Origin of the sequence: Agrobacterium sp. NPDC089420 (assembly GCF_044900305.1) — a bacterium.
Classification (GTDB): Bacteria; Pseudomonadota; Alphaproteobacteria; order Rhizobiales; family Rhizobiaceae; genus Agrobacterium.
The window spans coordinates 309,518-324,178 of the sequence record NZ_JBJDMY010000002.1 but is presented as its reverse complement, the minus strand read 5'-3'; the positions used below and the strand labels follow the sequence as shown (position 1 = coordinate 324,178).

11 protein-coding genes and 1 tRNA gene are annotated in these 14,661 nt (G+C 60.6%); 1 reads left to right on the top strand and 11 read right to left on the bottom strand.

Features of this window, described 5'->3' with window-relative positions; translation table 11 throughout:
* Nucleotides 1-2: 2 nt before the first annotated feature.
* The 11 genes from ACI2KA_RS04170 to ACI2KA_RS04120 all read right to left on the bottom strand — a co-directional run bounded on the left by ACI2KA_RS04170 (nucleotide 3) and on the right by ACI2KA_RS04120 (nucleotide 14,158).
* Nucleotides 3-1,040 carry a 4-hydroxyproline epimerase gene (locus tag ACI2KA_RS04170; protein WP_404499489.1) on the bottom strand — a complete coding sequence of 346 codons (1,038 nt, stop codon included), beginning with the start codon at nucleotides 1,038-1,040 and terminating at the stop codon, nucleotides 3-5.
* Between the two features lie 127 nt (nucleotides 1,041-1,167).
* Nucleotides 1,168-2,490 (bottom strand): alpha/beta hydrolase, encoded by a 1,323-nt coding sequence (locus tag ACI2KA_RS04165; protein ID WP_404499487.1) that lies wholly within the window; start codon nucleotides 2,488-2,490, stop codon nucleotides 1,168-1,170.
* A 186-nt stretch (nucleotides 2,491-2,676) separates the two neighbouring features.
* Nucleotides 2,677-4,173: an acetyl-CoA hydrolase/transferase family protein gene (locus tag ACI2KA_RS04160; protein ID WP_404499485.1), complete on the bottom strand. Its 1,497-nt coding sequence runs from the start codon at nucleotides 4,171-4,173 to the stop codon at nucleotides 2,677-2,679.
* Between the two features lie 295 nt (nucleotides 4,174-4,468).
* On the bottom strand, nucleotides 4,469-5,269 hold the full coding sequence (locus ACI2KA_RS04155; RefSeq protein WP_404499483.1) for a phosphodiesterase: 801 nt from the start codon (nucleotides 5,267-5,269) through the stop codon (nucleotides 4,469-4,471).
* 66 nt (nucleotides 5,270-5,335) lie between these two features.
* Nucleotides 5,336-6,628 carry an ABC transporter substrate-binding protein gene (locus ACI2KA_RS04150; RefSeq protein WP_404499482.1) on the bottom strand — a complete coding sequence of 431 codons (1,293 nt, stop codon included), beginning with the start codon at nucleotides 6,626-6,628 and terminating at the stop codon, nucleotides 5,336-5,338.
* A 42-nt stretch (nucleotides 6,629-6,670) separates the two neighbouring features.
* Complete coding sequence (locus ACI2KA_RS04145) at nucleotides 6,671-7,492, bottom strand: carbohydrate ABC transporter permease (RefSeq protein WP_404499480.1); 822 nt, start codon at nucleotides 7,490-7,492, stop codon at nucleotides 6,671-6,673.
* On the bottom strand, nucleotides 7,492-8,418 hold the full coding sequence (locus ACI2KA_RS04140; protein ID WP_404499478.1) for a carbohydrate ABC transporter permease: 927 nt from the start codon (nucleotides 8,416-8,418) through the stop codon (nucleotides 7,492-7,494). Before ACI2KA_RS04140 ends, ACI2KA_RS04145 begins: the two co-directional genes overlap by 1 nt.
* Nucleotides 8,415-9,560: an ABC transporter ATP-binding protein gene (locus tag ACI2KA_RS04135; protein WP_404499477.1), complete on the bottom strand. Its 1,146-nt coding sequence runs from the start codon at nucleotides 9,558-9,560 to the stop codon at nucleotides 8,415-8,417. Before ACI2KA_RS04135 ends, ACI2KA_RS04140 begins: the two co-directional genes overlap by 4 nt.
* A gap of 602 nt (nucleotides 9,561-10,162) precedes the next feature.
* Nucleotides 10,163-10,239 (bottom strand) — tRNA-Arg (locus tag ACI2KA_RS04130).
* A 217-nt stretch (nucleotides 10,240-10,456) separates the two neighbouring features.
* Nucleotides 10,457-11,875 carry an ATP-binding protein gene (locus tag ACI2KA_RS04125; protein ID WP_404499475.1) on the bottom strand — a complete coding sequence of 473 codons (1,419 nt, stop codon included), beginning with the start codon at nucleotides 11,873-11,875 and terminating at the stop codon, nucleotides 10,457-10,459.
* Nucleotides 11,876-12,127: 252 nt separating this feature from the next.
* Nucleotides 12,128-14,158 (bottom strand): methyl-accepting chemotaxis protein, encoded by a 2,031-nt coding sequence (locus ACI2KA_RS04120; protein WP_404499473.1) that lies wholly within the window; start codon nucleotides 14,156-14,158, stop codon nucleotides 12,128-12,130.
* Between the two features lie 351 nt (nucleotides 14,159-14,509).
* Between ACI2KA_RS04120 and rpmH the strand changes: the two genes are divergently transcribed.
* Complete coding sequence (gene rpmH, locus ACI2KA_RS04115) at nucleotides 14,510-14,647, top strand: 50S ribosomal protein L34 (RefSeq protein ID WP_003493611.1); 138 nt, start codon at nucleotides 14,510-14,512, stop codon at nucleotides 14,645-14,647.
* The last annotated feature ends 14 nt before the right edge of the window (nucleotides 14,648-14,661 follow it).

Below are 14,661 nucleotides of genomic sequence, written 5' to 3'. Positions count from 1 at the left end.
CTTCAGATGTTGCCCGCTTCCGGACCCCAGACATCGGTCATGGCGAAACCATCCGCCAGGGGGTCGAAGGGGTCGAGGCCCACCTGGTGCAAACCGAAGGTGAAGCCACGCCCGGCAATGGTGGGAATGACGGCCGGACGGCCCGCTACCTCGGTGACGGCGGAAAGGCCGACATCGAATTCCGAACCGATGATCGAGCGGGATTTATATTCGTCTCCCACCTTCACCTTGCCGCGCGCATAAAGCGTGGCGAGATTGGCGGAATTGCCGGTGCCGCAGGGCGAGCGATCCGCACGGCCCGGCCACATGGTGGTGCAGGTGCGGATGGAGCCATCCGCATCCACATCGCGGAACATCACATAGGCGACACCGGATATGGCGGGGATTTCCGGATGAACGACGGTCATTTCGCGGTTGACGCGATCCTTCAGGATCATGCCGGCGGCGACCAGCTTGGCGGCATTGGCCTTGTCGATCGTCAGCCCGATCTGACGGACATCGACAAGCGCGTAAAAAATGCCGCCATAGGAAATATCCATCGTCACCCTGCCCCATTCGGGCGTGTCGATGCTGACATCCAGCGCATGCACGAAGGACGGCACCATGGTCAGCTTGACCTTTTCGCAGCGCCCATCACGGCAGGTGGCCGTGGCTTTGACAAGACCGGCCGCCGTTTCCAGAATGATGACGGTTTCCGGCTCCTGCATTTGCACCATGCCGCTTTCCAACAGCGCGGTCGTCGCGCAGATGGAATTGGAGCCCGAACTGGCATGGGCCTGATCGGGCTGGAGAATGACGAAGGCGGCATGTGCGTCCGGATGTTTCGGCGGCAGGAGAAGATTGACCGAGCCCATGGGCGTGCCGCGCGGTTCCAGTGTCAGGAAGCGGCGGAGCGCCTCTCCCTGCGGGTCGGTGTTCATCCAGTGAAGCTGCTCGGCCACCGTGTTGCCGGGAATCTTCGGCGCGCCGCCGGTGACGACACGGCCGATCTCGCCTTCGCAATGCACATCGAGAAGCTGGAGGGTGCGTTTCCAACGCATGGGGGTCTACTCCGGAAATTGGGTTGTTGACCCGACCATACAGATAAAAATACAAGCTGTATACAAATCTGCCGGCGTGCGATGACAAAAACGCCTGATGTTTCCGTCATCCCGCCGCATCATGGTTTTAGCGGCTACGGCATTCCGCCCGGTTTCGATTGGCGGCGGCATCGCAGTTGACCCTCGACGATTGCAGCGCCTGGTCATCCACCACGGAACCGGCGGTATCGCCCACCGACCCAACGGTGTTTTCGACGGAACGGCCAAGCCGCTCCACCTGCCTGCCGTAATTCTCCCGCGTGCGCGGATCGAAGACCGCGATCGGGGCGCTGACCACAACACTGGCGGCCGTTCCGACGGTTTGCGCAGCGCCGATGCTGACCGCGCCCAGCGCTTCACCCAGACCGACATCGGAATCCGTCACCGTCTGGCCGGCAATGAGGCGGTCACCGATCAGGCGGACGACCTCGGGGCTTTCGGCAAATTTGCCATGGTTCAGACGGTCCCCGGATTGCAGTTTGGTGAGATCGAGAACGGTGATGCCGGCTTTTTCCAGCTGGCTGCGATAGGGTTCGACGGAGGGATCGATCTGGCCAAGGCGGTCGACATTGCCTGAGATGCGGCGCGACAGGCTGAGCGCACGATCATCCTGCGAGACAAAGAGCGTGAATTTCGGCGGTGTCTTGCCAAGACTTGCGAATTGCCGGCTGAACACGTCCACATCGAGATCCGGCGCGGCCAGAATGACATTGCTGATCTTCGGATCGACGCGGCCGTTACGGATGGCCATCTGGCGCAGCGCCTCCACTGCAAGCCAGGTGCCCATGGAATGCGCCATGACGGTGACTTCGCCGATGGATTTGTCGCGTGCGAGGCGGGTCAGCATTTCCTCCAGCGCATCGCGCGAATAGTTGGTGCTTTCCTTGTCGTAATTATAATCGAAGATGCTCGCCCGCGACGGCCAGGTGAAAACCACAGGTACGACGTCCGAGCCGGAATCATGGACGATCTGCGCAAAGCGATAGACGGATTCCTCGTAACGGTTATTAAAACCGTGCACGAAGACCAGCACGCGGCGGTCTTTCTGGATATGTTTGCTGATCCAGCTTTTCGTCTCCGCTTCGGAACGAATGGGCTCTACGGCCACCGTTGTGAAATCTTTAAGCGGGCTGGGCGGCAGCTTCTTCGGCCATTGAACCTGTCCGACCTTGCGGTTGGCATTGGGCGGAATGGAGATGGTGACGGCATCGACCTTCAGGCCCGTTCCGCGTTCACCGCCAAAAAGCACGGCGGCGTTTTCCGATGGCGCACGCGTGGTGGCAACGAGAAGATTGACCGGCGTCGTGCCTGCCACAGTCTGGCCCGTCGGTGTCATGACCCCGATCGGCCGCCCGCCGCAGCCGGCGAGCAGAGCGACAATGGCGACTACGGCCACGAAGCGAATGGGCATCACATCACTCTCCTACAACCCAGAGGCAGCTCGACAGCGGCCGATTGGAGAGGATTTTCTACCGGAGGCGGAACTGCCGCGCCAGCAACCTGAGCGAAGCGGCGGCACTTTCCCCACCGGTGTGTCCAAACGGACCCAATTGCCGGGCGCTTGAACCGGCCGTCGTCGAGTAAGCGTTACGAAGGCCTATTGCTGCGGCAGCATCGTGCCCCGTTCCCGCAGCGCTTGATGCCAGGACAGAGCCTCTTCGATGAGGTGCGGCGTGTGTCCGCCCCTTGCCACCGCACGCTGATAATAATCAGTCAGCGCATCGCGGTAGCTGAGATGCACGCAGTTTGCGATGATGACGGGCGCCCGCTCACGCGGTGCGAGGCCGCGCAGATCGGCAAGGCCGGTTTCCGTGACGAGAATATCGACATCGTGTTCGGTATGGTCGACATGGCTGACCATGGGCACGACGCTGGAGATGGCGCCACCCTTGGCGATCGACTTGGTGACGAAGATCGACATATAGGCATTGCGGGCGAAATCGCCGGAACCGCCGATGCCGTTCATCATATGCGTTCCGCCGACGTGGGTGGAATTGACGTTTCCGTAAATATCGAATTCCAGCGCCGTGTTGATGCCGATGATGCCGAGGCGGCGGATGACTTCCGGATGATTGCTGACTTCCTGCGGGCGAAGGATCAGCCGGCTCTTGTAATCGGCCAGTCGCGGCATGACCCGTTCGTTCATGGCGGAAGAGAGCGTGATCGACGAACCGGACGCGAAGGTCAGCTTGCCCGAATCGAACAGTTCGAAGGTCGACTCCTGCAGGACCTCCGAATACATTTTGAGATCGTGAAACGGCGTGTCGATGAACCCATGCATCACCGCATTGGCGATGGTGCCGATGCCGGCCTGGAGCGGCTGGAGTTCGTGGGTCATGCGGCCATGACGAACCTCGTTCAGCAGGAATTCGGTGAGATGGCCGGCAATCGCCTTGGTTTCGTCATCCGGCGGCAGCACCGTCGAAAAACTGTCGCTCTTGTCGCTCAGCACGATGGCGGCGATCTTTTCCGGCGGAACCGGAATAAAGGGCAGGCCGACACGGCTATCCGTCGCCACAACCGGAATAGGCATGCGGGTGGGCCGTTTGGCGGGAATGAAGATGTCGTGCAGCCCCTCCAGCACTTCGGGCTGCGACAGGTTGATCTCAACGATGACCTTGTCGGCCAGAATGGCGAAGCTTGCGGAATTGCCGACCGAGGTGGTGGGAACGATGCCGCCTTCCGCCGTGATTGCCACGGCCTCGACAATGGCGACATCGACCCCGTGGATCTGGCCGCCGCGCAATTGCTCGACCGTTTCGGAAAGATGCTGATCGATGAACATCACCTTGCCGTCATTGATCGCCTTGCGCAAAGCCGGATCGGACTGGAACGGCATCCGGCGCGCCAGCATGCCGGCCTCGACCATCGTCTTGTCGAGATCGTTGCCGAGGGAAGCGCCGGTCATCAGGGTGATTTTCATGGGGTGCGTCCTGGCGCGCTCCGCCAGCGCCAGGGGCACGGCCTTGGCTTCGCCGGCGCGCGTGAAACCGCTCATGCCGACGGTCATGCCATCCTGAATGAGACTGGCGGCTTCTTCGGCGCTAACGATCTTTTTCAAGAGGGACGCGTTGCGGATACGCTTTTCAAGCATGCACTTCTCCATGATCAGCACTCACGATGGCACGCATCAAGCAAGCCACCTTTTGGGCATTATGGCGTGCAGTTTCATCGGGGAAACTGACATAGATCAAGGATGCGGCCCGGACCATGGCTTCGATGTGTCAAATCCCGTTCGACAGGCCTATGTGGTGCATCGATGCGACAGCCAATAAGGCCTTCACGCCATCGCGGCCACGATGAATGGCAAAGACTTTTGTGACGCCCCGCTGTCGGCCACAGGCGACGAGACGGAAATCGCCTCATCGCGACATTGAAAAGGCTCGCGATCAGGGGCCTTCGCAAAGGGCGGCCTGCCCGAGCACGACCTGGCCCACCTCGACATCGTAGGCGCGCAGACCGAATGCGCCGAGGGTGATGAGCCGGTAACAGGGATTGCCACCCGTCCATAGCGGGTCGACCACATCGATCGCAGTGATGAAACGATGCGCACACGCCTGACCCGAGCTATAGGCTATGCCTTCCGCGGTCGTACCAGCCATCGGCACATGGATGTGACCGAAAACGATATGGCGTATACCTGCAGGATGAGCGGCAAGACGGCGCATGACCGCGCCGTCGTCATGCATGCCGATATGCTCGAAATGCCGGATGCCGCAATCCATCGGCGGATGGTGGATGAAAATCGTCACCGGCAGCTCGCCGGCGCTTTCCAGCGTGCTCTCCAGCCATGCCAGACGATCCGCACCATATATGCCGCCGATCACATCGGCTTCGTGGCTGTCGAGAAACATCAGCCGACCGAAATCCGTATCGATGAAGGACTGGACATAACCGTTTTCGTCGCGCGGCTGTTCGGGGAAGGCCGCCACGAATTCAGGCCGGCGATCGTGATTGCCGAGCATCAGACGGACGGGCACGGAGACCGGCGCGAGAATCTCACGCAGCAGCTGATAGGCTTCCGGCTCACCGTAGTTGCAAAGATCACCCGTCATGACCAGAAGATCGGCGTCTGCGTGTTTTTCGACGATATCGGCGACAGCGGCACGCAGCTGTTTTTCGGGATCCACGCCGTTTACGGAAATGCCCGGTGGCACGAGGTGGGTGTCGGTGATCTGGATGATCTTCATTGTCGGTCTTCCTGTATAAAATGGCTGCGGGAACGAATTTCCCCGCAGCCTCTTCGTAGGCTCTGCTTATTTCAGCAGGGCGTTGGTCTGCTCGACGATCTGCTTGAGACCGGCTTCCGGCGTTACCTCACCGCGCATGACGGTGCCGATAATGTCGCGCTGCGTGCGCCAGATGCGGACGGAATCGCCGCCCGGATAACCGGCCCAGGGCAGAGAACGATCGGCCTGAAGCGAAGCGGTCTTCACATTCGGGTTCTCGACATAATAAGGAGCGAGAAAGTCCGGGCCGGTGGCCAGTTTGTTGGTCGGCAGGTAGCCGGTGATGCGCACGATGGTGTTCTGCGCCTCCGGACCGGTGATCCACTTCAGGTATTTCCAGGCTGCATCCTGCCTGGCCTTGTCCTGCGTGAGGATGACGGCAGAGTTGCCGCCGGTCGGCACGCCGCCCTTTTCCTTGTTGTCGAGCGGGAAGGTCGCCGTCTTCAGCTTGAAACGGTCACCAACCAGACCCTGGATCGTCTGAACGTGAGCAGGCGTCGAGAAGATGAAGCCGGTGAGGCCTGCGCCGAACTGCTGGCGGGACTGGTCCCAGTCGAGCAGGTTCTGGCCACCTTCGGTGACGAACTGGCGGGCCATCTTCAGGGCGTTGAGGCCGATTTCATTGTCAAAGGCAACGGTCTTGGTCTTGTCATCGACGAGCTTTCCGCCCTGTTCGAAGACCAGCGCCTGCCACAACCAGTCATCCGGCCAGCCATTGATGTCGTAGCTCATGCCGGCAAACTTGGCATCGAGAGCCTTGATCTTCTTGGCGAGAGCGATGAGTTCCGGGAAGGTCGTCGGCATCTTGTCCGGGTCGCCGCCAGCCTTGGTCACGAGGTCGGAGTTGATGTAGATGATCGGCGAGGAAGCATTGACCGGCAGGCCATACTGCTTGCCGTCGATCTGGCCGAGCGCGGCCATCTTGGGGCTGTAGTTCTTGTCGAGGAAAGCCTGACCGCCTTCAGCTGCAATGAAGGGGCCGAGATCGGTGATCTGGTTGCGCGGTGCAAGCGTGTGAACCAGTTCGGCCGTCAGATTGTAGCCCGAGAAATAAACGTCGGGCAGATTGCCGGTGACGGCAGAGCGCAGAACCTGCTGCTGGCCTTCATTGTAACCGGCGGCCGGGGCGAGGAAGTTGATCTTCACATCCGGGTTCTTCTTCATGAATTCATCGGCCAGCGGCTGATGAAACTTGGTGAAGCCCGGCAGGTTGTAGAGAACGTTGAGCGTGATTTCATTGGCCAGAACCGGCTGAGCGAGGCCCGCAAAAGCCATGCCGAGAGCCAGACCGCCGATCACAGCGCGTCGGTTGAGTTTCATGTCAGTCTCCAGAGAGGTTGGGAGGAGGAAGTCTGAACGGCGTCACTTGACGCCGGTCATGGTAATACCGGCGATGAAGTGACGCCGTGCGAGGAGGAAGCACAGCACCATCGGCGCGGTAATCAGTGTGGCGCCCGCCATAAGCGCACCATAATTCGCGCCGGATTCGACATCGGCGAAGAACATCATGCCAAGCGGCGGCGGGGCGAGATTGGTGTCGGAGATGACGATCATCGGCCAGTACAGGTCGTTCCAGTGAGCGACGAGCGAGAAGACCGAAAAGGCGGCAAGCGAAGGCAGCGAACCGCGCAGGACGAGACCCCAGCAGATCTCCATTTCCGAAAAACCATCCATGCGCGCCGCCTCGATGATTTCATCCGGATAGCTGCGGAAGGACTGGTTGAACAGGAAGATGGCAAAGACCGAGAGGAAAAACGGCATCATCATCGCGAAATAGGTGTTCAGCAGCTGCGTCTTCGCCAGGCCCACGAAAAGCGGCAGCGCCAGCGCCTGGATGGGCACGCAGAGCGCCGCGATGACAAGCCCCAGCAGCAGCTTGCGGCCCGGGAAACGGAGCTTCGCCAGCGCATAGGCCGCCGGAACCGAGGTCAGGACCTGCACAATGAGGATACCGAAACAGACGATGACGCCGTTCAGCATGAAACGTCCCATCGGCACCTGTCCCGCCGCCCGGGCATAATTCTCGGCCGCATCGAATTTTTCGGGGATCGGCCAGAGCGAGACGTTGAATATTTCCGCCGGCGAGCGGATCGAGGTCAGCGCCATCCAGTAGAACGGCAGGAGCATCACGAAAGCGCCGAGCGCCAGCACAAGATGCGGAAGATATTTGCGGAGCGCGGCCATCAATAATGCACCTTCCGGTCCATATGCAGCGTCTGGCCGATCGAAAGCACCAGCACGATTGCGAGGAAGATCACCGTCAGCGCAGCGGCATAACCGGTGTTGGAATATTCGAAACCTTCAAGATAAAGGTCGAACAGCAGGGTTTCCGACCCGAAGCGACCCTTGGTGAGAACCGCGACCGTCTCGAAGACCTTGAAGGCCGAGATGGAGGTGGTGACGACAACGAACATGGTCGTCGGCCCAAGCATCGGCCATGTCACCGTCAGGAACCGGTCGATCGGGTTCCTTGCACCGTCCAGCCGCGCTGCCTCATGCAGATCCTTCGAGATGGCGGTAAGGCCGGCAAGGAACAGCACCATGTTGAAGCCCAGCACCTGCCAGATGCCGATCAGCGCCATGGTGGGGATGAGGAGGACGGGATTGGAAAGGAAGGCGACAGGCTCGAAACCCAGCCATTTGATCGCCGCATTCACGGGGCCGAGCGAAGGATGCAGCAGGAATTGCCACACCGTCGCCATGGCGACGAGCGTTGCGGTGACGGGAAGGAAATAGGCCACCTCCCAGAAGGCGCGGCTGCGCTTGCGGTTATAAACGAGCAGGGCGACGCCGAGCGCCAGAAATACGCCGAAGGGAATGACGATGGCGGCATAGATGGCGGTATTCGCCAGCGCGCGCAGGAAGACCGGGTCCTGGAATGCCTTGGCAAAGTTGCCGAGGCCGACAAAACGGGTGGTGAGCGCGCCGAGCTGGTAGTCGGTGACGGAAAAACCGGCAAGAACGAGCATCGGCACGATATAGATGGCGACCAGCAAAAGGCTTGCGGGTGCAGCAAACATCAGGCCGCGCCAGATCATCCGCCGATCCGTCTTCGACAGGCGCGGGCGCGGTTTTGCAGGCGCCGCCGCGTAAATATCGACAGCCGTCATGCCGGCACCCGTTCCCGCACCGTCACCTTGCGGCGCAGGCCATCGGCCGCGAAGAGATGGGCACGTTCCGGCGCAAAACCGAGGGTCATCACGCCATTCGCATCGGCGGCAGGCGCCTCGCCCGCGCCCTGACGCAGGGTGATGGCCACCGTCTCGTCGCTCAGCAGGCGGCAGCTGACGAAACGGTCGGCACCATGGGTTTCGCTGCGGATCACGCGCACCGCAAAACCCTCCGCACCCGGACGCAGATCCTCGGCGCGCAGGCCGAGCGTTGCCGGACCGGCATCGCGGCCGGAAGCTTCCAGACCCAGATGACGCCCGAAGGCTGTGACTTTTCCCTCGGTGTCGATTTCGACCGGCAGCAGATTGATGGAGGGCGTGCCGATAAAACGCGCTACCGTCAGGGTCGCAGGCTTCCGGTAAAGCTCATCCGGCGTGCCAAGCTGTTCGATACGACCTTCCGACATCAGCGCGATGCGGTCGGACATGGTCATCGCTTCGATCTGGTCGTGGGTGACATAGATGAAGGTTGCGCCAAGCCGACGGTGCAGGCCGGCCAACTCCTCGCGCATGTGGGCGCGAAGCTTGGCGTCGAGGTTGGAGAGCGGCTCATCCATCAGGAAGGCGGCGGGCGAGCGCACCAGCGCCCGGGCAAGCGCCACACGCTGGCGCTGACCACCGGAAAGCTGCGCCGGCCTGCGGTCCAGCAGATGCGCGATCTGCAGGGTCTCGGCTGCCTGTTCGACGGCGGCGTCGATCTGGCGGAGCGTCTCGACCGGCGCCACCAGCCGCCCGAGCAGCGGCAGGCGTGCGGCAAGGGACAGACGCCGCATGCGGAGCGGAGTCGCAATATTCTGGCGCACGCTCATATGCGGATAAAGCGCGTAGGACTGGAACACCATCGCCAGATTGCGGTCGCTCGGATCGATCTCAGTGACATCCTGCCCACCGATCGAGACCGAACCGCGATCCGGTGTTTCCAGCCCTGCGATGATACGCAGCAGCGTGGACTTGCCGCAGCCCGACATGCCGACGAGGGACAGAAACTCTCCGGGACGGATGGAGAGATCGATCTCCTTCAGAACATCGTCAGCCCCGAAGCCCTTGCCGATGCCCGAAAGTTCAAGTGATTGTGGCGTCATTCTGCGCTCCTTTTCTGAAGCGCATATGCTTATATTGTATGACAATATGACGAAGGTTTACCGAAAGTTCGGTGACATCGGAAAGCCCGGCAATCCCGGCTTATCATCAAGCCCTGCGACACAGGCTTCAGTAAAAACCACTAATATGGAGGGGCGCACCCGAAACGCGGGAAACCCACCCCATCACTCAAAACCACAGGGCGGGGGGCACAGGTCTTTTCAGACCACGGCGAGAATCGCATGCGCCTGAATTCTGGCGACACGCTCAAGCCGCTTTCAGTTACAAAGAGTGTTTCCTGACAAGGGGCAGCGGCGCAGAGATACGGAAACAGGCGCGCGAGGGCACGCGTCACATTCCCCAGCGACGCGATTTCCTCGATGCGATCCATCGAACAAGCAATGTCTGCGCGGCCATGCCATGACATCGCACCGAACTTGTCGAACCACACCGAAGGCCGCCTTTTCCAACGGCAAAACGGCGCGCAGGTGGCCATCGACAAATCTAATTCGAAAGCCGATCTGGCCGTCCGGACCAAAGACGGAACGGCGGACATCAAGCAGTCAGGATTTTCCAAGGAAACGATTATAGAGGGAGAGAGAAATGGCGCACCCGAAGAGATTCGAACTCCTGACCCCCAGATTCGTAGTCTGGTGCTCTATCCAGCTGAGCTACGGGTGCGTGCCGTTCCGGTCGTTTCCGGTGGCGTGGCGATCCTCTAAAACGTCCTCATTCCGATTGCAAGCGATTTCGTTTCGAAATTGTCATTTTTCCGCAGCAATTCATATATCCTGTTGATTATATTGCAAATTCCATCAAGGTCATTTTCGGCTGCCCGCGTAGCGCGTCGATTTCGACAGGAATGGCGATTGCGCCGGGCAGCTCCGAAGCGGCTTTTTCAGGCGGTTCTTGCCGCCTGTACGGAGGTGGCGCGGTCGGCGATCTCGATGCGGAACTGCGTGCCCGGACCGGGTTTTTCGACAAGCGCTATCGTGCCGCCATGGGCCAGCACGAGTTCACGTGCGATGACGAGCCCGAGGCCGGTGCCGCCGGAGCGGGCCGATCCCCGGAAGGCGGAGAACAGGTTCTCTTTTGCCTTGCGCGGCATTCCCGGCCCATTGTCATCGATAACGATGCTGACGACGCTGCCAGCCCTCTGGGCGGCAATCGACAGATAGCGCGAAGCAGCACTGGCGGGATCGGATTGCAGAGCCTGGACGGCATTGCGACAGAGATTGTGGATCACCCGGAAAAGCTGCTCCGAATCGGCATCGACCGTCAGATCGGCGGGAACGCTGTCCTGGAACTCGATGCCGCCTTCCGGGTCGAGAGCGAGAATATCGCGCACATCCCGGACCAGCAGGCTCAAATGCACCATCTTGCGTTTCGGCGCGCCTTCCGTGGCCTGGCCGTAAGCGAGAACCTCACCCGTATAGGCCACGGCGCGGTCGATCGTGCGCAGCAACTTCGGCGCGAAGCTTCGCACCATGGGGTCCTTGGCATCGACCAGCCGGTCCGACATCAGCTGTGCGGAAGACAGGATGTTGCGCATGTCATGGTTGATCTTGGAAACCGCCAGGCCGAGATCGGCAAGGTTCTTCTGCTGCCTGAGGGTCTTTTGCAGTTCCGTCTGCATTTCGGCGAGATGGCGGCCGGCGACCGCCAGTTCGTCGGTTCCGTCCTCGGGCACGAAAATCCGCTCGGGATTGCCCGGATCCTCCGAGAAATGCTGCATGCCGAGCGTCAGCCGGCGTATGGGCCGGATCATGATGCGGTTGATGGAAACGAAGATCAGGCCGGCGGTAATCAGGGACAGGACGATGGAAATCAGGAAAACATTGCGGGCATAAGCCAGCATCGCCGCCCGCAGCTTGTTTTCGCCCAGCACCAGCTCGATGATGGTGTCGCTGTCACCGACCACATCGAAAACACGGATGACGCGGTTGCCGCCGAACAGCAATGTGGAAAAGGCGTCGCGCACCGCCGCCACTTGCGAAACGTCGGACAGATCATATTGCTCGTCAACGCCGGGCGGCGTTTCAGCGACGGCGAGCAGGCGGGAGGTGCCGTCCTTGCGCAGCGCGATAAGTTTCGCGCCGGTCGCCATCAGCGTGTCGTTCTGCACGCTTCTAGGCAATTCCGCTTGCAGACCATCGATCACTGCGCCGGCCGCGGCGGCCGTGTTCAGCCGGTCCCGCAGCCAGGAAAGACGCATATTGGCGACCGAGGGCACAAAAATCAGCACTTCGGCGATCATCACGAAAATGACCGTAAGCAGCAGCAGCCGTCCAGAAAGACCGGCGGTCAATCCCGGCATGCAATACACCGGATCGTCTTGCGTGCGGTCCAAGCTGTCTACGCCTTTAGAAAACACCGGGCCATGATCCTGTATACGCGCCGCTGCTTGCGTGGAACGGCTCGGTTTATATGCGGATAGGATAATAGGACCTAATGGATATTTTTCCAATGCGTTGCAAAACAAACGTTTTCATCGCTGAAAAACAAACGCCGTCCGGCAGGGACGGCGTTCGATAAAAGTCGAGTTCAAGCACAACCCAGATGCGCGCTCCTAAAACTCCTGCCAGTCCCCCTGCGCCGGTACCGCGGCGGGCTGGACATTGAGGGCGCGGCTGACGCTGTTCATCAATTTGCGGGCCGGGGAAGCCACCGCTGCCGTCCGGCGGCCGGACACCGCCATCGGCCGTGCGGGCTGCTCGATGCGGGGGCTGCGCTGCGCCTGTTCGGCGCCGACATTGAAGCGCGAGACCAACATCACGAGATGATCCGCCTCGCTGCTGAGCTTGTGCGTTGCGGCCGACGTCTCCTCCACCATGGCGGCATTGCGCTGCGTCACCTGATCCATCTGGTTGATCGCAGTATTCACCTCGTGCAAACCGGTGGACTGTTCCTTCGCCGCCGTAGCGATCGAATGAATATGCTCGTTGATCGCCAGAACGCGGGTCTCGATCTCGCTCAGCGCGCTGCCGGTTCTCTGCACCAAAGACACGCCGCGGCCCACTTCCTCACCGGACTTGGTGATCAGCGCCTTGATGTCCTTCGCAGCCGTTGCCGAACGCTGCGCCAGTTCGCGCACTTCCTGCGCGACGACGGCGAAGCCCTTGCCCGCCTCGCCCGCGCGCGCCGCTTCCACACCGGCGTTCAGCGCTAGAAGGTTCGTCTGGAAGGCAATCTCGTCAATGACATTGATGATCTGGCTGATTTCGCGCGACGCATGCTCGATACGATCCATGGCGGAGACCGCGTCGCGCACGACATTGGCGGATTCCTCCGTCTTCTGCTTGGTTTCGGCGACCATCGCGCTCGCCTCCTGCGCGCGGTCGGTGGAATTGCGCACGACGGCGGTAATCTCGTCCAGCGCGGCCGAGGTTTCCTCCAGCGCCGCTGCCTGTTGTTCCGTTCGCTTCGACAGGTCATCGGCCGCCGAACGCAATTCGTTGGCGTTGCCGCTGATGCCTTCCGTGCTGCCGCGCACCTCGCGCATCGTCTCGCGCAGCTTGGTCAGCGTCTGGTTGACATTCGCCTGGAGTTCGGCGAACACGCCGCGGAAATCACCCTCCATTTTCTCCGTCAGATTGCCCCGCGCCAGGCCTTCGATGACCCGGCTGGTCTCCGAAACGCCATTGTCGACGCCGATGAGCAGGGCATTGATCGTCGCGGCGAAACGGTTGAGGTTTTCGTCGCCGTAATCCTTGTCGATACGGCGGCTGAAATCGCCCTCGGCGGCGGCGTCAACGACAACAGCCATACCCGCCTGCAGGTCGTCGCTCTTGGCGCGCATGGCCGTCTCTTGCGCGTTCATGCGGCGCACCTCGCGGCCATTCTTCTTGAAGACCTCGACGGCCGCTGCCATTTCGCCGATCTCGTCATTACGGCCGAGACAGGGAACCTCCGCATCCAGATTTCCGTCAGCCACCGCATTCATCACTTGCGAAACCTTGCGGATGGGCGCGCTGAGCTGCCGTGTTCCGATATAGAGGCCAAAGGCGGCTCCCGTCCCCACGCCTGCAACCGTTATCGCCACGATCAACCAGAATATGGCATTGCTGAAAGAATCGACTCCCGCCTTTACGACGTCCAGTTCGGCAAGATCGTTTTTCACGATACTGTCGATCTCGGCCTGATAGGCCTTGCGGTTGGCGCGGTTCGCCTCGTTATTGCCCTGCTGGCTCGCCGCCTGCGGTCCGTTTTCCTTCGCCAGCCGGACAGTCTCCAGACGGAAGGTGCGGAATTCCTTCGATCGGCCGACTAGCTTGTCGAAACCTGCCTTCTGTTCCGCCGGCACGAGCGGAGCCCAACCGGCAATGAGCTTTTCCATGGCGTCGAGGTTTTTGACCATGCCATCGGCAAAGGGCGCGGCCGCGGCCACATCGGCTGCGGCATAGACCCCGCGCGCTTCCATGACGACCGCCGTCACCAGCCGATTGAGCGCTTCGCCCTTGTAGGCCCTCTCCGCCGTTTGCTCGAAATGATGCGACCGAACCCAGAATTCGTTGATCGCATAGATGGACAGCCCGCCGATGGTACAGGCCACAAGGCTCATCAGCCCGACAAGAAGATTGATACGACCGCGAATTCTCAAATCCGTTCCCCCGATAACGGCCGGCCACACGATGAAAATGGGAAGCCGGCATAACTTTTCGCGTCACAAGATTTACCAATGCCGCGTTAAGAAAGAATTTCGGATTTTATCGATCACAGCTGAAAATGCGTCGGCGCCACCCGCGGGCGAAGTCAATTTCATGCGCTTTTCCGCAAAAGGTGAAGCGTGAAAACCCCTTCGGCAATTGACTTTGCTCGTCCTATGCCCTTATAAGCCGCGCACGCTCGGCCATTGAAAGCTCGCCCAGGCGGGGTTAGCCGTGCAAAAAACGAAACGCTCTTGCAAATAATTGCAAATTCAAGAAGGGCCGCACACCGCGGTATTAAATAAATGTCGAAGCGTACCTACCAACCGTCCAAGCTTGTTCGCAAGCGTCGTCATGGTTTCCGTGCCCGCATGGCCACCGCCGGCGGCCGCAAGGTTCTCGCAGCCCGCCGTGCGCGCGGCCGCGCACGTCTGTCGGCTTAATTGCCGAGCCTGTG